This window comes from Microvirga aerilata (assembly GCF_016743775.1).
GTDB lineage: Bacteria > Pseudomonadota > Alphaproteobacteria > Rhizobiales > Beijerinckiaceae > Microvirga > Microvirga aerilata.
In genome coordinates, this window is record NZ_JAEQMY010000004.1 from 111460 (window position 1) to 137087 (window position 25628).

General features: G+C 63.2%; 26 protein-coding genes. 10 read left to right on the top strand and 16 right to left on the bottom strand.

The features are described from left to right. Nucleotides 1-59 precede the first annotated feature (59 nt). The 8 genes from msrQ to JKG68_RS04430 all read right to left on the bottom strand — a co-directional run bounded on the left by msrQ (nucleotide 60) and on the right by JKG68_RS04430 (nucleotide 7557). Nucleotides 60-704, bottom strand: a complete 645-nt coding sequence (gene msrQ / locus JKG68_RS04395) for a protein-methionine-sulfoxide reductase heme-binding subunit MsrQ (protein WP_202056199.1) — start codon at nucleotides 702-704, stop codon at nucleotides 60-62. Continuing rightward, complete coding sequence (gene msrP / locus JKG68_RS04400) at nucleotides 704-1648, bottom strand: protein-methionine-sulfoxide reductase catalytic subunit MsrP (RefSeq protein WP_312890729.1); 945 nt, start codon at nucleotides 1646-1648, stop codon at nucleotides 704-706. Before msrP ends, msrQ begins: the two co-directional genes overlap by 1 nt. 87 nt (nucleotides 1649-1735) lie before the next feature. Continuing rightward, on the bottom strand, nucleotides 1736-2806 hold the full coding sequence (locus tag JKG68_RS04405) for an ABC transporter ATP-binding protein (RefSeq protein ID WP_202056202.1): 1071 nt from the start codon (nucleotides 2804-2806) through the stop codon (nucleotides 1736-1738). Continuing rightward, nucleotides 2806-3498 carry an N-acetylmannosamine-6-phosphate 2-epimerase gene (locus tag JKG68_RS04410; protein ID WP_202056203.1) on the bottom strand — a complete coding sequence of 231 codons (693 nt, stop codon included), beginning with the start codon at nucleotides 3496-3498 and terminating at the stop codon, nucleotides 2806-2808. Before JKG68_RS04410 ends, JKG68_RS04405 begins: the two co-directional genes overlap by 1 nt. A 9-nt stretch (nucleotides 3499-3507) precedes the next feature. Further along, a complete protein-coding gene (locus tag JKG68_RS04415; protein WP_202056204.1) occupies nucleotides 3508-4362 on the bottom strand; it encodes a carbohydrate ABC transporter permease in 855 nt (284 codons plus the stop codon). Then, on the bottom strand, nucleotides 4359-5243 hold the full coding sequence (locus tag JKG68_RS04420) for a carbohydrate ABC transporter permease (protein WP_312890730.1): 885 nt from the start codon (nucleotides 5241-5243) through the stop codon (nucleotides 4359-4361). Before JKG68_RS04420 ends, JKG68_RS04415 begins: the two co-directional genes overlap by 4 nt. 110 nt (nucleotides 5244-5353) lie before the next feature. Continuing rightward, nucleotides 5354-6604 carry an extracellular solute-binding protein gene (locus JKG68_RS04425; protein ID WP_202056207.1) on the bottom strand — a complete coding sequence of 417 codons (1251 nt, stop codon included), beginning with the start codon at nucleotides 6602-6604 and terminating at the stop codon, nucleotides 5354-5356. 77 nt (nucleotides 6605-6681) lie between these two features. Further along, the gene (locus tag JKG68_RS04430) at nucleotides 6682-7557 is read right to left on the bottom strand and encodes a hypothetical protein (RefSeq protein ID WP_202056208.1); all 876 of its coding nucleotides are present in this window, start codon (nucleotides 7555-7557) and stop codon (nucleotides 6682-6684) included. Between the two features lie 161 nt (nucleotides 7558-7718). On the opposite strand from JKG68_RS04430, the gene JKG68_RS04435 reads away from it, so the two are divergent. From JKG68_RS04435 to JKG68_RS04445, 3 genes are all read left to right on the top strand, one after another. Then, on the top strand, nucleotides 7719-8036 hold the full coding sequence (locus JKG68_RS04435) for a hypothetical protein (RefSeq protein ID WP_202056209.1): 318 nt from the start codon (nucleotides 7719-7721) through the stop codon (nucleotides 8034-8036). 54 nt (nucleotides 8037-8090) lie between these two features. Continuing rightward, a complete protein-coding gene (locus JKG68_RS04440) occupies nucleotides 8091-9923 on the top strand; it encodes a DEAD/DEAH box helicase (RefSeq protein WP_202056213.1) in 1833 nt (610 codons plus the stop codon). A gap of 282 nt (nucleotides 9924-10205) precedes the next feature. Then, nucleotides 10206-11399 carry an extracellular catalytic domain type 1 short-chain-length polyhydroxyalkanoate depolymerase gene (locus JKG68_RS04445; RefSeq protein WP_246515078.1) on the top strand — a complete coding sequence of 398 codons (1194 nt, stop codon included), beginning with the start codon at nucleotides 10206-10208 and terminating at the stop codon, nucleotides 11397-11399. A gap of 66 nt (nucleotides 11400-11465) precedes the next feature. On the opposite strand, the gene JKG68_RS04450 is transcribed toward JKG68_RS04445, so the two are convergent. Further along, complete coding sequence (locus tag JKG68_RS04450) at nucleotides 11466-12275, bottom strand: DUF1194 domain-containing protein (RefSeq protein ID WP_202056215.1); 810 nt, start codon at nucleotides 12273-12275, stop codon at nucleotides 11466-11468. 306 nt (nucleotides 12276-12581) lie between these two features. Here JKG68_RS04450 and JKG68_RS04455 point away from each other — a divergent pair, with 306 nt between their 5' ends. Continuing rightward, nucleotides 12582-12821 carry a hypothetical protein gene (locus JKG68_RS04455; RefSeq protein ID WP_202056216.1) on the top strand — a complete coding sequence of 80 codons (240 nt, stop codon included), beginning with the start codon at nucleotides 12582-12584 and terminating at the stop codon, nucleotides 12819-12821. A gap of 40 nt (nucleotides 12822-12861) precedes the next feature. Here the strand turns inward: JKG68_RS04455 and JKG68_RS04460 are convergent, their stop codons facing one another. The 3 genes from JKG68_RS04460 to JKG68_RS04470 form a co-directional block, all read right to left on the bottom strand. Further along, nucleotides 12862-13569, bottom strand: a complete 708-nt coding sequence (locus tag JKG68_RS04460) for an extensin-like domain-containing protein (RefSeq protein ID WP_202056217.1) — start codon at nucleotides 13567-13569, stop codon at nucleotides 12862-12864. 89 nt (nucleotides 13570-13658) lie between these two features. After that, complete coding sequence (locus tag JKG68_RS04465) at nucleotides 13659-14108, bottom strand: response regulator (RefSeq protein WP_202056219.1); 450 nt, start codon at nucleotides 14106-14108, stop codon at nucleotides 13659-13661. Next, entirely contained in the window at nucleotides 14105-15580 is a 1476-nt protein-coding gene (locus tag JKG68_RS04470; protein ID WP_202056221.1) for a sensor histidine kinase, read from the bottom strand. The genes JKG68_RS04465 and JKG68_RS04470 overlap by 4 nt, the downstream gene beginning before the upstream one ends. A gap of 70 nt (nucleotides 15581-15650) precedes the next feature. Between JKG68_RS04470 and JKG68_RS04475 the strand changes: the two genes are divergently transcribed. Together JKG68_RS04475 and JKG68_RS04480 are read left to right on the top strand one after the other, a co-directional pair. Then, nucleotides 15651-16631 (top strand): sensor histidine kinase, encoded by a 981-nt coding sequence (locus JKG68_RS04475; protein WP_202056222.1) that lies wholly within the window; start codon nucleotides 15651-15653, stop codon nucleotides 16629-16631. Continuing rightward, a complete protein-coding gene (locus JKG68_RS04480; RefSeq protein WP_202056223.1) occupies nucleotides 16628-17011 on the top strand; it encodes a response regulator in 384 nt (127 codons plus the stop codon). Before JKG68_RS04475 ends, JKG68_RS04480 begins: the two co-directional genes overlap by 4 nt. A gap of 122 nt (nucleotides 17012-17133) precedes the next feature. Here the strand turns inward: JKG68_RS04480 and JKG68_RS34475 are convergent, their stop codons facing one another. Continuing rightward, a complete protein-coding gene (locus JKG68_RS34475; RefSeq protein ID WP_202056225.1) occupies nucleotides 17134-17634 on the bottom strand; it encodes an HU family DNA-binding protein in 501 nt (166 codons plus the stop codon). A 434-nt stretch (nucleotides 17635-18068) separates the two neighbouring features. On the opposite strand from JKG68_RS34475, the gene JKG68_RS04490 reads away from it, so the two are divergent. From JKG68_RS04490 to JKG68_RS04500, 3 genes are all read left to right on the top strand, one after another. Then, the gene (locus JKG68_RS04490; RefSeq protein WP_202056227.1) at nucleotides 18069-18965 is read left to right on the top strand and encodes a sugar kinase; all 897 of its coding nucleotides are present in this window, start codon (nucleotides 18069-18071) and stop codon (nucleotides 18963-18965) included. 37 nt (nucleotides 18966-19002) lie between these two features. Next, on the top strand, nucleotides 19003-19668 hold the full coding sequence (gene eda, locus JKG68_RS04495) for a bifunctional 4-hydroxy-2-oxoglutarate aldolase/2-dehydro-3-deoxy-phosphogluconate aldolase (protein WP_376773110.1): 666 nt from the start codon (nucleotides 19003-19005) through the stop codon (nucleotides 19666-19668). Between the two features lie 96 nt (nucleotides 19669-19764). After that, on the top strand, nucleotides 19765-21405 hold the full coding sequence (locus tag JKG68_RS04500; protein WP_312890731.1) for an acyl-CoA synthetase: 1641 nt from the start codon (nucleotides 19765-19767) through the stop codon (nucleotides 21403-21405). Here the strand turns inward: JKG68_RS04500 and JKG68_RS04505 are convergent. Next, entirely contained in the window at nucleotides 21402-22202 is an 801-nt protein-coding gene (locus JKG68_RS04505) for an enoyl-CoA hydratase (protein ID WP_202056233.1), read from the bottom strand. The genes JKG68_RS04500 and JKG68_RS04505 overlap by 4 nt on opposite strands. Before the next feature lie 119 nt (nucleotides 22203-22321). On the opposite strand from JKG68_RS04505, the gene JKG68_RS04510 reads away from it, so the two are divergent. After that, nucleotides 22322-22894: a peroxidase-related enzyme gene (locus JKG68_RS04510; protein WP_202056234.1), complete on the top strand. Its 573-nt coding sequence runs from the start codon at nucleotides 22322-22324 to the stop codon at nucleotides 22892-22894. 11 nt (nucleotides 22895-22905) lie between these two features. Here JKG68_RS04510 and JKG68_RS04515 read toward each other — a convergent pair whose 3' ends face one another. After that, nucleotides 22906-24294 (bottom strand): FAD-binding oxidoreductase, encoded by a 1389-nt coding sequence (locus JKG68_RS04515; protein WP_202056235.1) that lies wholly within the window; start codon nucleotides 24292-24294, stop codon nucleotides 22906-22908. Nucleotides 24295-24464: 170 nt separating this feature from the next. Next, nucleotides 24465-25253: an SDR family NAD(P)-dependent oxidoreductase gene (locus JKG68_RS04520; RefSeq protein ID WP_202056240.1), complete on the bottom strand. Its 789-nt coding sequence runs from the start codon at nucleotides 25251-25253 to the stop codon at nucleotides 24465-24467. Between the last annotated feature and the right edge of the window lie 375 nt (nucleotides 25254-25628).

Below are 25628 nucleotides of genomic sequence, written 5' to 3' on the forward strand. Positions count from 1 at the left end.
TGTCTCAATGGCGAAGCCCTGCCGCTATCGGGCGCATCCTAACCGAGTGCGCCTTCTCTTCAAGCGGGACGCTGTCTCGGGGATGGCTTCTTCACCATGGAACGCACGATCCGGTAGCCGAGAAGAGCGGCCACGATGGCCGCGTAGACCAGAGGCTCGGGCGGCCAGGATTTCACCACGAGCACGAAATGAAGAACCGCGCCGATGGCCGCAAGATAGACGAGGCGGTGCAGCCGCGCCCAGGCCTGCCCGCCCATGCGCCGGATGGCGGCATTGTTGGAGGTCAAGGCCAGGGGGACGAGGACGACGAAGGTCGCCATGCCGATGGTGATGTAGGGACGCTTGACGATATCGGCCCAGATCGCCGCAAAATCGAGCCCCTGGTCCAGCACCAGATAGGTGATGAGATGCAGGGCCGCATAGTAGAAGGCCAGAAGCCCAATGGCCCGGCGGTAGCGCAGGAGATTGATGCCGAGAAGCTGACGCAGGGGCGTGATCGCCAGGGATCCGATGAGGAAGCGCAGGGCCCAGAGCCCCAGCGCCTGCTCCAGGTAGCGCATGGGATCGGCCCCGAGCTGATCCGTGATGCCCGCATAGAACAGCCACACGGCCGGGATGAAGCCAGCGATATAGACGGCAATCTTCGGCACCTGGGGAAGAGCAAAGCCCTTGCCTGCGCCGGATGCGGAGGCTCTGCCGGCCATCAGTAGAGCTTCCGCAGGTCCATGCCCGTGTAGAGGCTCGCCACCTGCTCGGCATAGCCGTTGAACATCAGGGTCGGGCGGCGCTTCACGAACAATCCGCCTTCGCCGATGCGCCGCTCGGTCGCCTGGCTCCAGCGCGGGTGGTCCACGCTCGGGTTCACGTTGGCATAGAAGCCGTATTCGCCCGGCGCCTGCTTGTTCCAGGCGGTCTCCGGCTGCTTCTCGACGAAGCTGATGCGGGTGATCGACTTGATGCCCTTGAAGCCGTATTTCCACGGGACCACGAGGCGGATCGGCGCTCCGTTCTGGTTCGGCAGGGTCTCGCCATAAAGCCCGACCGCCAGGAGTGTGAGCGGGTTCATGGCCTCGTCGAGGCGCAGGCCCTCCACATAAGGCCAGTCGAGCACCGGAAACATGGACTGCATGCCGGGCATTTCCTCGGGGCGGTAGGCGGTCTCGAAGGCCACGTATTTGGCGCTGCCCAAGGGCTCCACGCGCTTGATCAGGTCCGCCAGCGGGAACCCGACCCATGGGATCACCATGGACCAGCCCTCCACGCAGCGCATGCGGTAGATGCGCTCCTCCAGGGCAGACGCCTTGATCAGGTCCTCGATGGCGAATTCGCCGGGCTTGCCCACCATCCCGTCGACCTTGACCGTCCAGGGCGAGGTCTTGAGAGTCTTGGCATTAGCGGCCGGATCCTCCTTGCCTGTGCCGAACTCATAATAATTGTTGTAGCTCGTGACGTCCTCGCGGCTCGTCAGCTTCTCGTCCGTCGAGAACGGGCTTTTCGCGGCGGGCAGAGGCGCCGCGCCGAGACCCTTCGGCAGGGCCGCCGTCAGGGCAAGCCCGGCAGCGCCCGCCATCCACTGGCGTCGGTTGAAGTAGACCTCCCGAGGGGTGATCTCGGAGGGCAGGATATCGGCAGGGCGGCGGATCAGCACGGCGGCACCTCGTTTGGAACCCATTGTGAATGGGTACACCCGAGAACGCCAGGGGTGCTCTCACGTTTCCGTTACAGGGTACGCATCTCACACGAATGCGATGCGCTTCCCCTGCTCGTCGAAGAGATGCGCCTGTTGAGGAACAGGCCTCAAGGCCACGGCTTCTCCGGCTTTCAGGGTGCAGCGCTCCCGCAGCACGACCGTGAGATTGCCGCCCTCCGCCTTGACGATCAAGGTGGTGTCGGCGCCCGTGGGCTCGATCACCGACACGGTGGCCGGGATGGAGCCCGGCGTCCCAGCCGGGGCGATCTGCAGATGCTCGGGCCGGATGCCGAGGGTAATCTTCGTCCCGGCCGGGACGGACGGCCGCAGGTCGAGGGGCAGAACGGTCCCGCTCGGCAGGACAAGTCCGCCCTCCTCCAGGCGCCCGTCGAGGAAGTTCATGGCGGGCGAGCCGATGAAGCCTGCCACGAAGCGGTTCGCCGGGCGGTCGTAGAGGTCCAGCGGTGCGCCGATCTGCTCCACGATGCCGTCATGCATCACGACGATCTTGTCGGCCATGGTCATGGCCTCGATCTGGTCGTGGGTGACATAGATCGTTGTAGTCTTCAGGCGCTGGTGCAGTTCCTTGATCTCGGCCCGCATCTGCACGCGCAGCTTGGCATCGAGATTGGAGAGCGGCTCGTCGAAGAGGAACACCTGCGGATCGCGCACGATGGCGCGGCCCATGGCAACGCGCTGGCGCTGGCCGCCGGAGAGCTGGCGCGGATAGCGGTCGAGGAGCGGGGTCAGGCCGAGCGAGGCCGCCGCATCCCCCACGCGCTTCTTCTGCTCGGCCTGGGATACGCCTTTCAGCTTGAGCGAAAAGGCCATGTTCTCAGCGACCGTCATGTGCGGATAGAGCGCGTAGGACTGGAACACCATGGCGATGTCCCGATCCTTGGGCGGAACGTCGTTGACGATCCGGGAGCCGATGCGGATATCGCCGCCGGTGATATCCTCCAAACCCGCGATCATGCGCAGGAGCGTCGACTTCCCGCAGCCTGACGGTCCGACCAGGATGACGAACTCGCCATCCTGGATGTCCACGTCGACGCCCTTGATGATCGAAACGGCTCCGAAAGACTTCCGGACATCCCGGATTGCTACATTGGCCATCACAATCTCTCCGTTGCGGCCCAAGCCTCAGCGGCCTGAGCGAATTTTCTCGTGATCTCGCGCGGATTGGTGATCGCGGTGCCGACCACGACCGCATGGGCTCCGCGCCTGAATGCTTCGGCGACGAGCTCCGGCGTATCGAAGCGTCCCTCGGCCACAACCGGTGCCGGAACCTCGGCCACGAGAGCCGACAGGAGCTCCAGATCGGGAGCTGCGGATTTGCGGGAGGCCGTTTCGTCCGTGTAGCCCGAGAGGGTCGTCGCGATGTAGGTCGCGCCGTGGGCATGCGCCGCGCGGCCTTCCTCCAGGGTCGCGATATCGGCAAAGACCTCCCGGCCGAGCTCGTCCCGAATGCGGCCGATCAGGCGCTCCACCGGCTCGCCGTCGCGGGGGCGCGCCGTCGCATCGAGGCCGATGATGTGGGCCCCCGCCAGCGCGACACGCGCCGCCTGTTCGAAGCCCGGCGTGATGTAGACCGGGAAGCGGTCGTCCCACACCTTGGCGATCCCGATGACGGGCAGCCTCGTCACGGCACGGATTGCGGCCACATCCTCCGCGCCGTTGGCCCGAATGCCTCCTGCGCCGCCGGCCTCCGCCGCCTGCGCCATGGCGGACATGTGGACGGGTCCGTGAAGCGGGTTGTCGGCGCGGGCCTGGCAGGAGACGACAAGAGCGCCTTTCGGGATCAGCATGGTCGCCTCTTACTTCACCGCGCCTGCCGTCATGCCCTGAATGAACTGGCGCGACAGGGCGATGTAGAGAAGCGTGATGGGAGCAGCCGCAATGGTGAGGCCCGCGAACAGCATGCCCCAATCGGTGGTGTACTCGCCCATGAAGGTGGTGAGCCCCTGCGGCAGGGTCTTGCGGGCATCGGTCTGGATGAAGACGAGCGGGAAGAAGAAGTCGTTCCAGATCGGCACCGCGTTCTGAATGGCCGCGATGGCCATGGGAGGACGTGCCAGCGGCAGCATGACGGACCACATGATGCGCGGCTCGGACGCGCCGTCGATGCGCGCCGCATCCTCGAGTTCCGACGGCAGGGAGCGCAGGAAGCCCGCCATGATGAACACGGCGGACGGCAGGCCGATGGCCGTATAGGTGACGATCAGGCTCCAGCGGCTGTCGAGCAGGCCCAGATCCCGCAGGAGAATGAAGAGCGGAATGACCGCGAGCTTCAAGGGCAGCATCAGGCCTGCCAGGAAGAACAGCAGGATGAAGGTGTTGGTGCGCGATTCGTAGCGCGCCACCGCATAGCCCGCCATGGTGCCGAGCACGAGGATGAGGACAATCGACGTGCCCGTCACCAGGATCGAGTTGACGAAGTAGGTTGGCATCGCGGTTTCGCCGAGCACTTTGGCGAAGTTCCCGACCTGCGTGAAATCGGGCAGCGCGAAGGGATGCTCGAAGATCTCGCCGGTAGTCTTGAAGGCGGACAGCACCATCACCACGACCGGGTAGAGCATGATGAAGGAATTGGCGATCAGGATGACCTGGGCGAGCAGCGCGAAGGAGATGGGCTGACGCGATGCGGGCGCCTGGGATGTGAGAGCGGTCAAAACTGGATCTCCCGACGGCGCAGCCACAGGGTCAGCATGGACGCGAAGACGACGATGAAGAGGAAGAGCAGCGTGGCAAGCGCGGACCCTAACCCGAAGTTCTGGATGCTGGCGCTCTGGTTGCCAAAGGCCGTCCGGTAGAAGACGAGGCCCAGCACGTCGGTTGTGCCGAAGGGCGAGCCGTCGAGCCCCACCATCACGTAAGGGATCTCGAACCAGTTGAACGCGCCGATGAAGAGCAGCGTGAACAGGATCGTGGTGCTGGGCGCCACCAGCGGCCACACGATGTTCTTCAGAAGCTGCCACTCGCTGGTGCCGTCAAGGCGCGCCGCCTCGATGATCTCAGGAGGGATGCGCTGCATGCCGGCGAGGTAGACGAGGGTCGGAAAGCCCACGAAATGCCAGGCGTTGGCGAGGATGAGCGCTCCAAGCGCCGTCGACGAGTCGCCGAGCCAGGGCTTGGCCAGCGCGTCGAGGCCCAGGGAATAAAGCGCTTGGTTGATGACGCCGAAATTGGGGTTGAGGAAGAGCTTCCAGAGAAAGCCCACGATGATCGTGGACAGCACCACGGGCACGAACACCGCCACCCGGTGGAAGCGGAAGCCGAAGGGCTCCTTGTAGAGCAGCCAGGCGAGGAAGAATCCGCCGCCGTTCTGGACGATCATCAGCGCGATCAGCGCATAGACATTGTGCAGGAAGGCGTTCCACACCACGGGCGCCATAGTGGCGCCGAACAGCACTTCCCTGAAGTTCTTCAAGCCCACGAACTCGCCGCGCGCCAAACCCTGCCAATCGTAGAAGGCATAGGCGAAGGCGGAGAGGATCGGATAGACCACGAACAGGGACATGAAGACGATGGACGGGATGACGAGAAACGCCACCCAGCTTCGATGCTTCAGCGTACGGGCCTGTTTGGGAGAAACGGGCATGGCGTGAACACTTTCGAGAAAGAGGCGGCCGGCGATGAACCGGCCGCCTCCTTGTCAGAATCTTACTTCTGGAACGGCTTGTAGTAGGTCGCGATGCCCTTGTTGATCTCGGCAGCGGCCTGTTCCGGGGTCTGCTGGCCTGCGAGCATCTTCTGCACGTTCGACTGGAGCAGCACGGAGCCGCTCGGCTCCTGGTAGCGGAAGCGCACGAGCATCAGGTAGGACATGGCGTTCTCGGCGAGCTTCGCCACTTCCTGGGTGATCGGGTCCTCGATCTTGATGCCCTTGATCGGCGACAGGTTCTTCAGGGCGTTGGTGAAGGACGTGCCGTATTCGGGCGTCGCCAGGAAGCGCACGAACTTGAGCGCCGCATCCTTCTTCTCGGTCTTGGCGTTCACCGCATAGCCGCCGTCGTAATAGGTGGCGATCAGCGCCTGATCGCCCGCCTTCAGGACGGGAGCCGGGAACACGCCGAGATCGAGCGTGGGATTCTGGTTCTTGAAGTTCGCTACCTCATAGGATCCGCCCGCGAACATGGCCGCGCGGCCCGCCACGAAGAGCTGCTGCGAGGACGGATAGTCCACGCCGGTGAAGTTCGGCGAGAAGTACTGGCTGATGTCCTTGAGCTTGGCCAGCGCGCCGACGAAGCGCGGATCGGTGAAGTTCGCCTTGCCCGAGACGATCTCCTCCTCGAAGCTCTTGCCGAGCATGGACGACAGCAGGCCCCCGACGATGGTCTCGTTCTGCCAGGCGGTCGCGGTGCCGTTGGCAAACGGCGTGACGTTCTTGGCCTTCAGCGCCTGAGCAAGCGCCATCATCTCGTCCCAGGTCTTCGGCGGGTTCACGCCGTTATCCTTGAAGATCTTCTTGTTGTAGACCACGAGCTGGGCCTGCATGGCGAAGGGAACGGCATAAACCTTGCTGTCCGAGCGCAGGGTCTCGGCGGCGAGCGCCGCTTCCGGGAAATTCGCCAGCTCCGGCACGTTCTGCTTGTCGAGGGCGAGCAGATAGCCGGGGGTCGCGATGGTCTCCAGGTTGCCATAGGCGCGCACCTGGATCACGTCCGGGCCGCGGCCGGCGGCAAGCGCCGTGGACAGGATGGTCTGGTAGTTCTCGGGCGCATAGGTCTCGAACTTCACCGAGATGCCCGGCTCCCTGGCCTGGAACTTCTTGATGACGTCCTGGTAGAAGGCGCGGTCTTCCTGGCGCCAGCTCCAGAAGGTGAGCTCGGTCTGCTGGGCCATGGCGGCCGTGCCTGAGAGCAGGACGCTGCCGGCGGCAGCGGCCATGAGAATGCGTCGGGTCAGTTTCATTGTTGTTTCCCTCATTGTTGAAGTCCTTGTCCTCCCACCGCACGGCATGTCCAAACGGCATGCCCTGCGGAAAATTTTCAGCCGTGTGCCTCGGCTGTGATCACGAGAAAGGTCGCGTCGTCGTGCGTTTTCACACGAGGATAAGCCCCCGCTTCAAGGTCGCCACGCTCCCGTTCCCGCAACTCCTGCATCAGGTTGCCTCCCCTGCCCGCAGCGAGCCGGGCATGAAGAGCGCTGTCCGAATAAGCCTCGAAAACATCGACAAGCCGCATGAAGCCGTCCGTGGCGAGCACGATGGCGTCACCCGGCTTCACCCTTGCCTCGAACCGGAGCTCGTGACCGGCCCAAGGGCGGCGCGGGTTGACGACCCAGTAGCCGTCCGGCTGGTTGAGCTTGGTGCGGTTCTCAAGGATCTGGCGCTTCACCCCCTCGGGTATCCGGCCGGGCTCATGCCCGTGGGTTCCAAGAGCCGCCAAGGTCTTCCGCTCGAACGGCTTTGCCCGCTCGTCGGTCCACCGAACGATCCCGTTCTCCGTCGGCACTAGGGCGATCACGTCTCCCAGGAAACGGCCCTTGATGCCGATATGGCCGCTTTCCCCCGGCTGAGCCTCGATCAGGCCGAGGCACGCGGAGGGAGCATGGTGGTCATCGATTGCCAGTACATGCGCCGTCGCCTCCCCGAAGGCCGAGCGAATGTCGGCTTCAAGCCGGCCCAGCGCCTCATCCATGCTCCGATTGCCGCAAAGCTTCATCAGCTGCTCGCCGATCCGGCCGGCAAGCCAGGCGGCATCGCTGCCACCGGCGGTCAGCTGCTCGTCGGCCATCCCGGTGGCGCCGTCGATCACCCAGGCGAAGCGGCCGTGCAGGCCGATCCCGTCCTCATTGATGCGGGAGCCTGGTACGGAAAGCCGGTGCAGGGACCGGAAAAGAGGGTAAGGGCCGGTAGCGTTCACAGCTTAACTGGTCTCATATTGGTTGCGTCCTGTCCAGACTGGTCTTAGGCGCTTTTCACACCCTTCCTGGCCTCCAAAAGGCTTATGCAGGATCGGTTTGATCGAATTCCCAGCCTGGGCGTTAGTGATTTGGATCACCCTGCATCGGCGAAGGACAAGCCATGGTCACCCTTGAGATTGCCGGCAAAGCGGTTGCCGTGACGAATGCGGATGAGGATCAGGCCCGCGAACTCTTTCTCAGTGAGAGCTTTAAAGATGACCTGAAGTCGTTTAAGAGCGAGAGCCGGTCCCTTTGGGACGGCTCAGCTGCCTTGACGACACGGCCGGCATCGGAAGACGAGATCGATGCCTTCTATGAGGCCCTGGACGAAGAGGACGAGGTCGACGAAGACGACGAAGACGATGATGACGACCTCGATATCGATGTCGTGTTTCTGGTGTCGATCGACGAAATAGACGACACCGCCGCCTCTGGCTGATCATTATTACCGGGGCCTATCACGTCTCCCTAGAAACGGTTCAGCCACACTCTCATGCCTTTTCCTGCAACGAATCCCAGCCTTGAACGCTCTCTCGCCGACAAAGGCTATAATGACCCCACCCCCGTCCAGGGCGCCGTGCTCGAGCCGGACGCCCTCAACCGGGATCTGCTCGTCTCGGCTCAAACGGGCTCGGGCAAGACGGTCGCCTATGGCCTCGCCATGGCGTCCACCCTCCTGGGCGACGCCGAGCGGTTCGACCCGCCGCGCGAGCCCCTGGCGCTGATCATCGCGCCGACCCGCGAACTCGCCCTCCAGGTCAACCGGGAGCTCATCTGGCTCTATGGTCCCGCGGGCGCGCGCGTGGCCTCCTGCGTCGGCGGCATGGATGTGCGCCGGGAGCAGCGGGCGCTCGCCGACGGCTGCCACATCGTCGTGGGCACCCCTGGCCGCCTGCGCGACCACCTGGAGCGCGGCCGTCTCGATACCTCGAAGATGCGCGTCGTGGTGCTCGACGAGGCCGACGAGATGCTCGATCTCGGCTTCCGCGAGGACCTGGAGTTCATCCTCGATGCCACGCCGGAGGACCGGCGCACCCTGCTGTTCTCCGCGACCCTGCCGAAGAACATCGTCGCCCTGGCGCGGCGCTACCAGCGCGAAGCCCACCGCATCGACACCCTGGTCCAGAACCAGCCGCACGGCGACATCGATTATCGCGCGCTCCGGTGCGCGCCCAACGAGGTCGAGCATGCGGTGGTCAATGTGCTGCGCTTCTACGAGAGCCGCGGCGCCATGGTGTTCTGCCACACCCGCGAGGCGGTCCGGCACCTTCATGCGAGCCTGGTGGAGCGGGGCTTCTCGGCCGTGTCCCTGTCGGGCGAGCTGACCCAGAACGAGCGCAGCAACGCCCTGCAGTCCCTTCGCGACGGACGCGCGAGGGTCTGCGTGGCCACCGACGTGGCCGCCCGCGGCATCGACCTGCCCGATCTCGGCCTCGTCATTCACTTCGACCTGCCGAACGACCACGAGACGCTTCTCCACCGCAGCGGCCGCACGGGCCGCGCCGGCCGCAAGGGCACCTGCGTGCTGCTCGTGCCCTACACCCGTCGCCGCAAGGCCGAGCGTTTGATCGACATGGCCGGCATCGACGTAAGCTGGGCCGGCCCGCCGTCCGCGGACGAGATCCGGGTGCGCGACCGGGAACGGCTGATGCAGGATCCGATCTTCGCCGAGGAGGCGACGGAAGACGATTTCGCCATGGCGCGGGCGCTTCTTGCCGAGCGCTCGGCCGAAGAGATCGCCAATGCCCTGGTGAAGTTTCATCGGGCTCGCCTGCCCGCTCCCGAAGAGATCGTCGATGCGGGCTCCGACCGCGAGCCGCGCCTGCGCAAGGACAAGCGCGAGCGGACCGAGGAGCGCACCCGCGGGCCGAAGGAACGTGGCCGGGACTCGTCCGAGGGCGGGTTCGAGCGCTCGTCGGAGGACATGGTGTGGTTCCGCATGAGCGTCGGACGGCGCAACAACGCCGATCCCCGCTGGCTTCTCCCCATCATCTGCCGCCTGGGCCATGTGACGAAGAAGGAGATCGGCTCGATCAAGATCTTCGACCGGGAGACCAAATTCGAGATCGTGAAATCCCACGCTCCGAAATTCGCCTCGGCCGTGCGCAAGACCAATGACGAGGACATCCGCATCGAGCCGGCCGATGCCGGCTCGGGCAAGTCCTGGGATGGCCCCGCCAAGAAGGGGACGAAGGAGAGGGGCGCGGCGCCTCCGCGCAAGGACTTCAAGGATCGCAAGGGTCCGAAGGACTCCACCGGCCCGAGAGACTTCAAGAGCTCCAAAGGCCCGAAGGACAAGAAGCGTTCTGCTGAAAAGCGTTCCTAACAGGTGAAACAAGGGCGGGGCAGACGGATGCCCCGCCCTTTTTCTGTTTAAACGAGCGTCGTCCATCTCAACGCAAGACCTAGCTGAAAAACGGCCCAGCCCGGCTGTATCGCGCTTTGCGCCGTAGAATCCCCTTCCTGCCGTTCCGAAGGCTTGTCAGCCCAAAATTGCTGCATCGCACCAATTCTATTGTGCAACGCAACGGAGCCCCCATATCAGGCGTTACCATAAGAACAACTCCTTACCCCGAAGGGCCCGGTCATCATGCAGCGCTTAGGAAAAATGATTCATCAGCTGGCCCGCTCCCGCACGCAATGGGAGGGGTTGATGAAGGCTGCGGGGGCGGCAAAGTCTTCATTCGACGGCCAACCGCCCGCGCCGAGCCGTCTGACGGAAGTTTCGGGCTTCGGCTCCAACCCCGGCAACCTTAGGATGCTGACCTATGTGCCGGAGATCCTTGCTCCATCCCCTGCCCTCGTGGTGGTCCTGCACGGGTGCACCCAAACGGCTGCCGGTTACGATCATGGCTCAGGCTGGTCGGAGCTTGCGGACCGGTACGGGTTTGTCGTGCTCTACGCCGAGCAGCAGGATGCCAACAACCCCAAGCGCTGCTTCAACTGGTTTCAGCTCGGTGACATCCAGCGCGACCGGGGAGAGGCATGCTCGATCCGGCAGATGGTCGAGCATGCCATCCGGGCCCATGAGGTGGATCGCAGCCGCGTTTTCGTGACCGGGCTCTCCGCCGGCGGGGCGATGACCTCGACGATGCTCGCGGCCTACCCTGAGGTGTTCTCCGGCGGCGCCATCATCGCAGGGCTGCCCTACCATTCCGCCACCAGTGTCGCGGAGGCTTTCGAAGCCATGTTCCAGGGCAAGGGTCGGTCGGCGAAGGAATGGGGCGACCTCGTTCGAGGCGCCTCCTCCCACGAGGGGCCATGGCCAAAGGTGTCCGTGTGGCACGGAAGCGCCGACGCGACTGTCAAACCCATGAATGCGGGCGAGATCCTCAAGCAATGGACGAATGTGCACGGCCTGCGAGCCAACCCGAGCCGCAGCGACACGGTGGATGGATATCCGCACCGGGTCTGGACCAACGCTGCAGGCGAGGAGGTCATCGAGGAATATGTCATCACCGGCATGGCGCACGGCACCCCTCTGGCAGTGGGGGACGATGAAAACAGCTATGGGGCGGCTGGCCCCTTCCTCCTCGATGTGGGCATCTCGTCGAGCTACCGGATCGCAAAGTTCTGGGGGCTGACGGGGCGGCCGGTTGGCGCGGTCAAGAAGCGAACGGCTGACGAATCGGCTCGAAAGAATGAGGGCGCGGATCCGGCTCATTCGGACGCGCCGAAAGCCATCGGGCGCAAGAGGACGGCACGGCGCTCGCATGAGCCTCGCGAGAAAGCCGCCCGGTCTGTCTTCGATGTGAACGCGGTGATCACGAAAGCCCTGAAGGCCGCCGGGCTCATGAAGTAAGCGCCTGGAGCAACATGCCGTGGGAAGCCAGGCGCGACGCTTGCGCCTGCCTCCGACCGCGGCGCTTTACGGCTTCCGCTCCTGGCTCAGCAGATCCTCCTGCTTGCGCCTTTCACCTGTCACGCAGTTCATGCTTTGCTGCGCTGGAACGATCAGAGGCCGCATGTCCCCGAGGCCGGCGATCTCCCGCATGATCTTCGTGCGGATGACCATGGCGAATTGCTCCGGATCGTGCAGGGGCAGCACGAAGGAGCCCATGCCGCCGATGACGCACTCCTTGAAGTAGAGATCGAGATCCGCCAGTTCCGCGCTGCCCGTCGTCCGTTTATACATGATGGGCAGGCCGTTGATGATGGTGCCGTCCGCGACGGCCTCATCTCTCGCATAGGTGATGGTGCGACCGTCATTGTTCGGGCCGTCGCCGGAGATGTCGATGACGCGCCGGATCGGGGCCCCTCCGAGATCTGCGAAGAGCTTGCGGCTGTAGTCGATCACGCCCGAGATCGACGTCATCCCGGCCTGCCGAATGGGTTGATAAGCCAAGAGATCCGAGAAGGAGCGCGCGTCCTCAGGACTGTCGATGACCGTCCAAGGCACCAGAACGCGCTGGTCTCTCGCGCCGGACCATTCGACATATGTGACGGCAATCCGTCCGTGCATGCCGTTCGCAATGGCCTCGTGAACGAGAACAGAGCGAAAGGCGTCGACAAATCCAGACCGTTGCAATCCTTGCTCATCGTTTTCCATGGATGACGAGACATCGACTGCGATCACAAGGGCAACATCGAGCGGATGCTCGGCTCCGGCGGGCCCGCCTGCCAGAGCATCGCCTGCCAGCAGCAAAAACGCGAGAGTACTCAGGAGCCTGTTCGCCATGGCCACCTCCGCCCCGGCTGCCGATCCTGCGACCGCTGCCAAGATTGCAACTGTCAACGCTTCAGCCAGCTGTTTGATACGCTGGCGCTCGGGATAAAACATCAAGGCCGCTCGTGACGGGCCAAAAGCTTGGACTTGATCTCCGGCCCCTCTGAATGGAGGGGAGTCGACGGTTGAGTTATTCGGTTTTCCGGGGTGCGCCCCTGGCCCAAGACACACGTAACAAAATCCACTCTCCATACGCAGAGCAGACAAGGGTTGGGAGGTTCAGCTATGGTTTTCTTACGTTACGCAAGGGGCAACACAATGAAACCGGATATGGACCTGATCGGCGCTCTCACCAGCTTCTCCGTCGGCACGCTCGACGGCCGCGACGCGATGATGGTGATCGAACTCGCAACAACCACCGAGGAATACGAGCGCGGCATCCGGCGCCAGATGCCGGTCGCGATGACCCCCGAACATGCCCGCGAACTCGGCGAGGCCCTGCTGCTGGCCGCCAAGGCCGCTCAGATGGGCGATGCTCCGAGCTACGCGTTCAACTGATCAGCGCCACGCTCGAAGGCTGGCGACAAGCACCGAGCCTTCACCGACATGTCCGGTAGGATCCCATGTCGAAATGAAAATGATCGTGGTGAGCCTCGTTGTAATCGGGGCTTAGCACCACGTCGAAAACATCGCAGGCACCGTCCCGCAGGGCACGGAGAAATGCCCTGCGGCGCGGATCGCTTCCTATCCAATCGCCTTTGACCGTAATCTGCTGTCCGTCGGCAAGTACGAAGCCTGCAATGTCGATGGCATTGGCCGTCGCGTGCTCGCTGCGCCGCCCTCCTGCGCGATGGTTGATGTTGCGGCAGGCATATGTTCCAAAATGCGTAACACGCACGATCTCCTGCCCCAGATGCCGACGGGCGGCAGGCAGCAGAACATGCTCCTCGAACAGGGCCCATGCCACGGTGAGCGAACAGGTGGCCGTAAATCCGCGGCTCAACCCCACGGACGACCGGCTCACCTCCACGGCATTCGAAAACCCGCACCCTTGCTCCAGCGGCTGGTCCGTGACCGGTTTGTGCGAGACCTCCGAATCGGCCAGCACGGCCAGGCATTGCGCGCCATTCCGCTCGAGGCGGCCAAGCTTGAGTCGCGTGAGCCAGCTTGGGCTGTCCGCAATACGCAAGGGGCTGAACGGATTGAGGTGATTGGGAACCACGATCACGCCGGCCCAAAGCAATCCGCCGCATACCGCCAGTCCCATGGCGACTACAACGGCAAGCCGGCCAAGGATGATCGGCACGAGCCTGGAACGCCGCCGTGGATGAGAATGATCGTCCTGCACGCCCCTGTTCTAGGGCTCGGCAGGTTGGGAACCAGCCGGTTGAGACTCTAGGACAGGCTGGACCCCTGGATCGCCATCTCATTCAAGCCGAGCCAGTACGCATTGATTTGCTCGACCATCTCGCGCAACGCCTCCGGCCGCGCCGGCTTGACCAGGTACGAATTGGCTCCGAGGTCATAGGCGCGCTCCAGGTCGACGTTTTCGCGCGACGACGTCAGGATGATGACCGGGATGCGCCGCAGCCTTGCCGTTCCCTTGATCCATTCCAGCACCTCGAAGCCCGAACGGCGGGGCAGCTTGAGATCCAAGAGAATGATGAAAGGGCTCGCCTGCATCGGGTCTGTCGCAGTCTGTTCCAGATAGGCCACGGCCTCATCCCCATCCTTGGCGAACCAGAGAGGAACGGCGATGCCGGCCTTCTTGAAGGCTCGTGCCAGCAGGTCCCGGTCGTCGGCGTTATCCTCGACAATCAGCACCATTCCCTCATCCTGGCTCATTGTGTCCCCTCCTCCGCGGCCGGAAGCTCGATCCAAAAGCGGCTCCCCTCCCCGGGTTTCGATATGACGCCGCACTCGCCGCCCATGCGCTCGAGGCTTCTTCGGACGATTGCCAGGCCGATCCCTGTTCCGGGATAGGCCTCAACACCGTGCAGGCGCTGAAATGGCTGGAACACGCGCTCCTGATGAGCGGGATCGATGCCGATGCCATTGTCTTCGAACCAAAGCCGCACGCGGTTCGCCTGCCTCTCCGCCCGAATGCGGATATAGGGCCTGTTCCCCGGAGGCACGAACTTGATCGCATTCGAGATCAGGTTCTCGACGGCCTGCACCAGCGTCGGAGGATGCGCTTTTACGCTGGGCAGCGGGCGCTCGACCTCGATCTCCGCGCGGGCCTCGCTCACCATTTGCTCACTATGCGCTAGAACCTGATGAACGATTTGCTCGAGCGCCACGGGGCGCAGGTTCACTTCCCCACGGGCCAGCCGGCTATAGGTGAGAATATCCTGGATCAGGTTGTCCATCCGGTCCGCCGCCGCAACGATCCGTTGCGTGAAGCCCCTGCCCTCCTCCGGGAGAGAAGCGCCGTAATCCTCAACAAGGGCATCGGCATAGCCATGCATGGACCGCAGCGGCGCGCGCAGATCGTGGGAAATCGTGTACGCAAAGGCATCGAGCTCCCGGTTGACCTGGGTCAGCTCCGCGGTCCGGCTCTCCACCTGCCGCTCCAGATCCTGCCGAAAACGCCGCTCGGCCTCAAGAAGCTTGGCATTGGCGCGCTGCCGTGACAGCCAGAGCATGCCGAGAATCGTGCTGACGAGAGCAGACACCCCACCCAGAACAGCGATCCCGGTCGCCCAGGCCGCCTGATTCTCGAGCTGTCGCGTTCGCGAGGCCAGAAGACTCTGCTGCGCATTCTCCAGGTCTACGATTGCGGCATCGATATCCTCCATCAGCTTTTGCCCGACGTCCGTTCGGACCACGGCCAAGGCGGCATCGAACCCCTGCTGGCGCAAGGAAACCGTTTGGGAGAGTTCATCCAGCTTGTCTTCGACAAGACCACGCAGGCGCTGCAGGCGGATTTTCTGCGCCGGGTCCCTGACTGCGCCTTCAAGGGTCCCAAAACTTGTCCAGACCTTGCCGACCGCCCGATCGTAGGGCGCGAGATAGCGACGCTCTCCCGTCAGGATATAGCCGCGCTGGCCCGTTTCGGCCGCTCGCACATCCACATGCAGTTCAGCCATCTCCCGCAGCATTGCGCTGGTCTGGAGCACGAAGACGCGATTCTGCCCAAGGCTCGACAGGATCAGGTTCAGGGCAATCGCGCTTGCCACCATGAGCGCTCCGGCGAGAACGAATGCCGCCGTAACGGCAGCCGATCCGAAGCGAGGCGGCTCCGGATCGGTTCCATGCTGCGCCGGGCTTGCATCGGAACTCCAGCGAAGCGGCGGATTAACTTTGAAAGGGAGCAACAACTTCCCCTATTCGTTATCGTTGAACTGACACATAACCGCCGATCGCTGCTTCGGATTGCCTGATCCCATGAGAATCCTCTTTGTCGATGATGATCCAGATACCCGTGCGCTGGCAATTCGGGCCGTTACCCATGAGTTCCCGAATGCCACCATCCGGGAGGCGATGGACCTGACCAGCCTTGATGAGGTTTTGCAGGAGCGGCCTCCCGAGATCCTCGTTACGGACTTCGACCTGCGGTGGACTGACGGGATAAAGATCTTTGACCGGGTGAAGGCCGCGAACCCCCTGTGCTGCACCGTCATGTTTACCGGAACCGGCAATGAGGAACTTGCCGTGCGAGCCCTCAAGCACGGCTTTGATGATTATGTGGTCAAAGGATCCAAGCAGCTTCGCCGTCTCGCGATCACGGTTCGCAGTGCCTATGAGCGCAACAACAGGTTGCGCGAACTCGGCGAAAGCCGCGATCTCGTTCTCAAGGAGCTGTACCATAGGCTGCACAACAACCTTCAGCTTGTGATCAGCCTCCTGCGAATGACCGAAAAGACCCTTGGGCATGAAAGCGACAGACAGCAGATTGCCGATCTCGGGCGCCGCATCCAGGCTCTCAGCGCCCTTCAGGAAGAGTTCTACCGCTCGGAAGACTTCCGGCGCGTGAACTTCAGCAGCTTTCTGGAGAGATTGGCTCGCAATCTATTGGAAACCTCAGGAGGCCGCATCGAACTTACGGCCGAGCTTAACCTAGTTGAATTACCCGTCGACTTGGCTGTTCCATTGGGTCTCATAGCCAACGAAATTCTCAACGCTACGCTCAAGCATGCCTCTCCCGATGATCGTCCAGGGCACCTCTCCATGCGGCTCGAACAGATAGCGGAAACGCTCATCCTCCGAATTTCCGGTGACGGGGCTGGATCCGGGGAGGACCCGGATACGGCCAAGACCGGCCTTGGGATGCGCCTGATCCAGCGCCTTGCCACTCAAATCGAGGGCGAAGTATCGCTCGAGCACCATGCGGCAGGAGCCGCATGGCAGGTGAGCGTTCCTCTATGAGCGAGAAGCTTCGGGTTCTCGTGGTTGATGATGAAGCGCTTGTGGCGGACTTTATTGCCGACCTCGTGGAGGAGGCTGGGCACGAGGTCATCGGCATCGCCGCGACGCGAGAGAAGGCGCTGGAATATCTGGAGCGAAGCGCTATCGATCTCGCCATCCTCGACATCAGGCTGAAGGGCCGTCTGAACGGGATCGATCTGGCGCAGGCAACGCGCGCCCGCGAAATCCCTCATATGTTCATCACCGGCTCGGGGGACCCGTCAACACGGGAGGCCGCGGAGGCAACGGGGCCGCTCGCCATCCTCCAAAAGCCGTTCAGTCAGGAACGGCTTGTCTCCGTCCTCAGCCAGATGGCGCAGCGCGACCATTCATTGAACTGACACGCCGCTGGTTTGATCATCTGGCAGGCCACCTGCCGCAGCGGCCTCCGACGTATCCGACGGCAAGGCGGCGGACCGCCTTGCCAATGCTGGATCTGTCGCTTCTCGAAGCTCCAGGAAATTTATACGGATTCCTTGAGGTCCTTTGCAGCCCTGAAGGCAATCTTCTTGGAAGCCTTGATCTTCACCGGCTCGCCCGTCTGCGGATTGCGGCCCATACGGGCAGCACGCTTGCGCACCTGCAGAATGCCGAGACCCGTCAACCGAATCTTCTCGCCCTTCTTCAGGCTCTTTGCGATCATCTCGACCACCTGGGTGAGCATCTCGTTCGCCTGGCGCTTGGGAAGCTCGTGGGTTTCCGAAAGCCTTTCCGCGATGTTGCGCAACGTCAGGACGGACGCTGCACCACCTGCGGAGGCCTTGCTGACGGCCTTCTTTGCAGGGGCCTTGGATGCAACCTTCTTGGCAGGGGCCTTCGCGGCAGCCTTCGTTGCAGCTGCCTTGGTGGCTGCCTTTGCAGGTGCCTTCGCGGTTTTGGCCGATGCCTTTGCTGCAGCCTTAGGCGCCGCAGCCTTCTTGGCAGGGGCCTTCTTGGACGAAACCTTGGTTGCAGTCTTGGCCATCAGAAACTCCTTCTTTTGAACTGTGAACTCATAGACAGCAAAATCTGAATAGCGCTTTTGACCAAGATTTAAAGATGGCAAAATGAGGTTTCCGCACAATAGTCTTGGATAGATCCTGCAATTCTCGCCGGGCTGCCCCTGAATGCTGCCCGAAATCAAACCCTGAAGATGAGAAACGCTCCAGGCTCTTTGAACCGCTGCGGCGCGCAACCCGATCAAAGATTGCCTGACGAATGCACTCAAACCTCGCATTCGCCGGGATCCTATGAACGATTGAAGTTGCTTGATATCATCCTTGGAATAAAGACTAGACAGGATGGAGCGAACTGATGTCACCTCCGTCCTCGGGACGCTGCAGCCTTGTGGTCGTCACAAAAGAATAACGACAAGCCGGTCATCAACGCTATCGGGATCGGGAAAACTACGGTGAACGCATGACCAGAGTCGCTTGCATCGGAGAATGCATGATCGAGCTTCGGGAGGAGGTCGATGGAAGGCTGTCCCGGAGCTTTGGCGGTGATACGCTCAACACGGCAGTCTATCTCGCCCGTCTTGGGACGCAGGTCGATTACATCACTGCTCTGGGCGACGACAGCTGGAGCGATGAGCTGATCGCAGCATGGAACGCCGAAGGAGTCGGCACGCAGCAGGTGCCGCGCCTGCCCGGCCGCCTTCCGGGCCTCTACATCATCCAGACCGACTCGAAAGGCGAACGCCGTTTCTCGTATTGGCGCGACAGCGCTGCGGCGCGATCCCTGTTCCAAGCGCCCGAGGCGCAAGACAGCGTCACGGCCATCGGCACATACGACCTGGTCTATTTTTCAGGGATCACGCTTTCCCTTTACGGGGAGGACGGGCGGGATCGCCTCTTCAGGGTTCTGCACGAGGCCCGCATGCATGGACGGCGCATTGCCTTCGACACCAACTTCCGCCCCCGTGGCTGGCCCGACCCGACAGTTGCACGGGCCGCATTCCGCCAGGCGTTTGAATGCGCCGACATCGTTCTCGCATCGACGGAGGACCTCGATCTTCTGTTCGGCGATGCCGGCGTCGACGATCTTTTAGGTTTCTCCGAGAAGGCTGAAATCGTCCTCAAGCTCCCGGACCTGACCTGCCGCGTCATCGCGCAGGGTCAGGAAGTGCTGGTGCCGGGCAAGGCCGCGGAAGATGTCGTCGACACGACCGCCGCAGGCGACAGCTTTGCGGCCGCTTATCTCGATGCGCGCCTGTCCGGTGCGAACCCCGAAGCCGCTGCAAGCGCGGGGCATCGTCTCGCCGGTCAGGTTGTGCGCTACCGCGGCGCGATCATTCCGGCCGAGGCCATGCCTTGAGCCCGATCTTGCAAGCCCATTTCAAGGAGGCCCTTGCGTGACCCAAGACCTGACGAGCCTCTCCGGCTCCCGTGATAAAAAGCTGGCCGACATCCTCCGGGCCGGCCCCATCGTTCCCGTCATCACCCTGGAGCGTGTGGACGATGCCGTTCCTCTCGCGCGGGCTCTCGTGGCCGGCGGGCTCCGCCTGCTGGAAATCACGCTGAGAACCCCCGCAGCAGCGGACTCCGCCGCAGCCATCATCCAGGAGGTGCCGGAGGCGATCGTCGGAATAGGCACGGTTCTGACGCCCAGGGACCTGGAACGCGCTCAGGCGCTGGGCGCGCGCTATGCCCTGAGCCCCGGCGCCACGCCGGCCCTGCTCGAAGCTGCCGCCGGAAGCGAGATGCCGTTCATTCCGGGCATCGCAACCGCGTCGGAGCTGATGGGAGCCCTGGAGCACGGCTTCCAGACGGTGAAGTTCTTCCCTGCCGTTGCTTCGGGCGGCATTCCCGCCCTGAAGGCGCTCGCTGGTCCCTTTCCGCAGGCCCGCTTCTGCCCGACCGGAGGCATCGACGAGAAGAATGCCAGAGACTGGCTTACCTTGCCGAATGTCGTGGCCATCGGCGGATCCTGGGTCTGCCAGACGTCCGACATTCGCGCGAAGGCGTGGAACGACATCACCGCGAAAGCCGAGAGGGCAGTCATGTCCATCAAGGCATGACGGGTTCCGGCAAAACGCATTGGTGCTGACATTTCGTAGGCTTGTCAGGCTCATGGCTCCTGGCGATACTCACGGCCCGGCATGCGAGGGACCACAGTGGCTGCAACCGTTTACGACACGAACCTCGACAAGAATCCGGCGAACTTTCAGCCCCTGACCCCTCTTGGTTTCCTGGAGCGGGCGGCCAGCGTTCATCCTGACCGAACAGCCATCATTCACGGTCCCCTGCGACGCAGCTACCGTGACTTCTACGCCCGCTCACGCCAGCTCGCCTCGGCCCTCGCCCGGCGCGGCGTCGGGCGCGGCGACACCGTGTCGGTGATGCTGCCCAACACGCCGGCCATGCTCGAATGCCATTACGGCGTCCCCATGGCCGGTGCAGTCCTCAACACCCTCAACACACGCCTCGATGCCAAGGTCATCGCGTTCTCCCTGGAGCACAGCGAAGCCAAGGTGCTGATCACGGACCGGGAGTTCTCGGCCACCGTCAAGGAAGCCCTGGAGCTGACCTCGGCAAGGCCTCTCGTCATCGACTATGACGATCCGGAGTTCACCGGACCGGGCGAGCGCTTGGGCTCCCAGGAGTACGAGGATCTGCTGGCCGAGGGCGATCCGGATTTCTCCTGGAGCCCGCCGCAGGACGAGTGGGACGCCATTACGCTGAACTACACCTCGGGCACGACCGGCGACCCCAAGGGCGTCGTCTACCACCATCGCGGCGCCTACCTGCTTGCCATGGGCAACATCCTCACGGCAGGCATGAGGCAGCATCCGGTGTACCTGTGGACGCTGCCCATGTTCCACTGCAACGGCTGGTGCTTTCCCTGGTCGCTCTCCATCGTGGCCGGCACCCATGTCTGCCTGCGAGCCGTGCGCGCTAGGCCGATGTACGATGCCCTGGCCGATCATGGGGTCACGCACCTTTGCGGCGCGCCCATCGTCATGTCGACGCTGCTCAATGCGCCGGCGTCTGAACAGCGATCCCTGCCCCACACGGTGACATTCATGACGGCTGCGGCTCCCCCGCCGGAAGCCGTGCTCGCCGCCATGAAGACTGCGGGTTTCGACGTGACGCATCTCTATGGCCTCACGGAGGTCTACGGCCCGGCGGTCGTGAACGAATGGCACCGGGAGTGGGACGATCTCGATCCAGGCGAGTATGCGGCCAAGAAGGCCCGGCAGGGCGTGCGCTATCCGGTGCTCGAAGCGCTCGATGTGCTCGACCCGGAGACGATGCTGCCCGTGCCGGCGGACGGACGGACCCTTGGCGAGGTCATGTTCCGCGGCAATGTGGTGATGAAGGGATATCTGAAGAATCCCGCCGGCACGGCCAAGGCTTTTGAAGGCGGCTGGTTTCATTCGGGCGATCTCGGAGTGAAGTACCCGGACGGATACGTGCAGCTGAAGGACCGCTCCAAGGACATCATCATCTCGGGCGGCGAGAACATTTCATCCATCGAGGTGGAGGATGCTCTCTACAAGCATCCTGCCATTCAGGCAGCGGCCGTTGTGGCGATGCCCGACGAGAAATGGGGCGAGACCCCTTGCGCCTTCGTGGAGGTGAAGCCCGGTCAGTCCGTATCGCCTGAGGATATCGTCGCCTGGTGCCGGCAGCATCTGGCATCCTACAAGTGCCCCCGCACCGTGATCTTCACGGAGCTGCCGAAGACCTCCACCGGCAAGATTCAGAAGTTCCAGCTCAGGGAAATGGCACGCGCCTACAGGGGCGGAGCCTAGCGGCCTTTCCACTTCGGCTTGCGCTTTTCGATGAAGGCGTCGATGCCCTCGCCTGCATCCTCCGCCATCATGTTGCAGGCCATCACGTTGCCCGCGTAGGCGTAGGCCTCTTCCAGGCCCATGGAGCGCTGGCGGCTGAACATGGCCTTGCCAGTGCGGATCGCCACAGGGCTCTTGGCGCAGATATCGGACGTCAGTGCAGCCACGGCCTTGTCGAGTTCCGCGTCCGGCGCCACCCGGCTGACGAGCCCGAAGGACAGGGCCTCGGCGGACGAGATGAAGCGTCCCGTCACCAGCATGTCGAAGGCATGTTTGGGCGAGACATTGCGCGAGAGCGCCACCGCCGGCGTGGAGCAGAACAGCCCGACATTGATGCCTGAGACCGCAAACGTGGCGCTCTCGGCGGCAACAGCCAGATCACAGGAAGCCACCAGCTGACAACCCGCAGCGGTTGCCATCCCGTGCACCTGTGCGATCACCGGGACGGGCAGATTGACGATGCTCTGCATCACCTGGCTGCACCTGGTAAACAAGGCCTCGTAGTAATCCTGCTTCGGATTGGCCCGCATCTGCTTGAGGTCATGGCCAGCGCAGAAAGCCTTGCCAGCGGCGGCGACAACGACGCAGCGCACCGTTTCATCAGCCGCAATACCCTCGAGCGCCGTCTGGAGAGCTGAGAGCATCTCCTCCGACAGAGCGTTGAACCGAGCCGGCCGGTTGAGGGTGAGCGTCACGACGCCATCGCGGTCGTCCCGCAGCAAAATGGGGTCGGCGGCAGGAGCCTGCTGAGCACTCATGAGCGTTTTCCTCAGGTTGCGGACACGTTGTTTACGCGATCCAACCCGAATAAGCTTCATATGGCAAGAAGCCCCTTGAGGAGCGCCACCTCGGACCGGGGCCAACGAGAGGTGCCCTTGTGAGCAAACCGTCGATCAGCCGCTTCCCCGTTCCCGAGATCATCGATCTGCCGGACGATATCCGCACCCGCATTCTCGCCGTTCAGGAGAAGTCCGGCTTCGTTCCCAATGTCTTTCTGGTGCTCGCCCGCAGGCCCGACGAGTTTCGCGCCTTCTTCGCCTATCATGATGCGCTGATGGACAAGCCCGGCAACCTGACCAAAGCCGAGCGCGAGATGATCGTGGTGGCCACCAGCAGCGCCAATGGGTGCCAATATTGCGTCGTGGCCCACGGAGCGATCCTGCGCATCCGGGCCAAGAACCCGCTGATCGCCGATCAGGTGGCGATCAACTACCGCAAGGCCGACATCACGCCGCGGCAGAAGGCGATGCTGGACTTCGCCATGAAGGTGGCCTTTGAGGCTTATTCCGTGAATGATGCCGATATTGCGGCCTTGAGCGAGCATGGCTTCACGGAAGAGGACGTGTGGGACATTGCGGCGATCACCGCCTTCTTCGCCATGTCGAACCGCCTCGCCAACGCGACCAACATGCGGCCGAACGAGGAGTTCTATATGCTCGGCCGGAGCTGATCGGCCTCCGTTCAGGGGGAAAGCACCTTGCCCGGATTGAGCAAGCCATCGGGATCGAGAGCCCGCTTGAGCTTGCGGGCGAGGTCCAGCTCCGTTTGAGCACGATACCGCGCCAGTTCGCCCACGCGGTACTGTCCGATCCCGTGCTCCGCCGAGATGCTGCCCCCGAAAGCGGCCACCACGTCATGAACGATCCGGTTCACGACGCCTGCGTCCTGGCCTGCGTCGACCAACACATTATAATGGATGTTGCCGTCGCCCAAATGTCCGAAGGCGTTCACCCGCGTTCCCGGAGCCCCTGCGGCGAGCGCCTCCCCGGCCTCATCGAGGAAGCGGGGAACCTCGGTCAGCGGCACGGAGACGTCGTGCTTGACGCTCTTTCCCTCCCGCGCCTCCGATTCCGTCACATGCTCGCGCAGGGCCCAGAGCTGAGCCGCCTGCGCACCCGACTCGGCAATGACACCGTCGAGCGCGATCTCCTGCTCGAAGGCAGCACCCAGCATGGCCTCGGCCGCCTCCCGCAGCCCCGGAAGGCTGGAGGCGGCTTCGATCAGCACGAACCAATCACCTTGGGCAATCGGGGCCTTCAACCCGGCATGCTTCGCGACGAGTTGCATGGAGGTGGCCGAGATCAGCTCGAAGGCGGAAATCTGGTCGCCCAGCTCGTCCTGGGCGAGTGCCAGAAGCCGCAGCGCCGCGGCAGGATCCGCAACCGACAGCAGCGCCGTTACGGAGTGCTTCGGCCGCGGCAGAAGCCTTAGGATTGCCGCCGTGACGATCCCGAGCGTGCCTTCGCTGCCGATGAACAGCTGCTTCCAGTCGTACCCCGCGTTATCCTTGCGCAGGCGGCGCAAGCCGTTGGCAACGGTACCGTCCGGCAGAACCACCTCGAGGCCGAGCACGAGGCTTCGGGTCATGCCGTAGCGCAGCACGTTCACGCCGCCGGCATTCGCCGCCACGACGCCCCCGATGGTGGCCGAGCCCTCGGCCGCAAGGCTGATCGGGAGCAGGCGGCCAACGGCCGAGGCGGCATCCTGCGCCACTTTCAGAATGCACCCGGCCTCGGCCTCAATCGTCATGCCGACCGCATCCACATTGCGAACTGCCGCCATGCGATTCAGGGAGAGAACGACCTGCGTGCCCGAGGGATCGGGTACTGCGCCGCCCGCAAGGCCCGTGTTGCCGCCCTGCGGCACGAGCGGGACGCCCGCCTCGCGGCAGACCTGCACGATGTGGGCCACCTGGGCGGTGGAGGAAGGGCGGACGACGCAGGCGGGTGTGCCGGGAAAGAGCCTACGCCAATCGACGGAGTAAGGCTCGAGATCCGGCCCATCGGTGATGACCGAGGCCGGACCGAGAGCGCTCGTCAGACGCTGGAGAAAGTCCGCCGATATGTTCATCTGAATGCCTTGTTGAAGCACGCCCGTCAGGCACCTTCCCTCAGGGGCGGAGAAGCCTCCGAACCTTCGACACCGCTCCTGACCGATCGCGGCCGTGCCGTCAACATATCATCAAATGCGCAGCCGCAGTCTCGCCTGAGCGGCCCTGAAGGAAGCGCTCCAGGCCCCGATCAGCTTTGGCCGGAGCCGGGCTCGGCCATTTTGCGATGCTGTTCGGCAAGCATTCCGGCCGGGGTCACCGAGGCTATGGCGGTGGTGAGCTTGTTCTTCCAGCCGCTGACCACATCGCCGTCACCGCGCATCATGGCCTCGAACCCGACCTTCGCCACGTCGGCCGGATCGTCCTTCTTGTCCTGGCCGACCTTGGTATCCATCATGTCGGCCCGCTCGAAGAACTCGGTATCGGTGACGCCGGGCATCAGGCACGTGACGGTCACGCCGCTGTCCTTCAGCTCGTTACGGAGGGCGAAGGAGAAGGAATCGATGAACGCCTTGGTGCCGTTATAGACGGCCTGAAACGTGCCCGGCATGAAGCCCGCAATGGAGCCGGTGATGAGGATTCGGCCCTCACCCCGGGAACGCATGTCGCGGCCGACCTTCTGGATCAGGTAGATCGTGCCCGTGATGTTGGTGTCGATCACGTGGCGAACCTGCGCGAAATCCTGATCGAGAAAGGCATGTCCCAGCCCATGCCCCGCATTGGCCAGAAGAGCGCCCACCGGCCGCCCTTTGATCGCAGCATGAAGCCGGTCGACGCCCTCAAGCGTTGCCAGATCTGCCTCAACCGCATCAACCGAGGCGCCGAGCGCCTGAAACTCCTTGGCAGCATCGTGAATGGCGGCCTGATCGGCGGCAATGAGCAGGTCGTAGCCATTCTGCGCACAGAGTTTTGCAAGTTCATAACCGATACCGACAGATGCACCGGTGACGATCGCAAGCGGCTTTGCAGTTTCGGGCATGGCATTCTCCAATCCGTGTTGAGGAGGCTACCGGCCACTGTTGGGAGGAAGTGAACCCGGCGCATAGGGCATGAACTCCTGAACATTGCCTGAGTTCAAAACTGTGCCGTGCCGGTTGCTGAAAGCCCGAGCCGAATGTCGCTTCAGTCCAGTAGAAGACCAGTTGCTCGTCTCATTTCAGGCAGTTGCTTTCGTTTTGGGGCCAATATACCTTCACCGTAACAAGAAGAGAAAAGCTCAGGCCACCAAGGCTTGGCACCAGGAGGAGCGCTATTGAGTCCGCATGAATCGGCGGCGCTTGGCGTCGCGAATGTTCTTGGCTTCAACGGCCAGGGCATCGCTCGACATGCACCGGCCTGTCACACCGTGACCTTT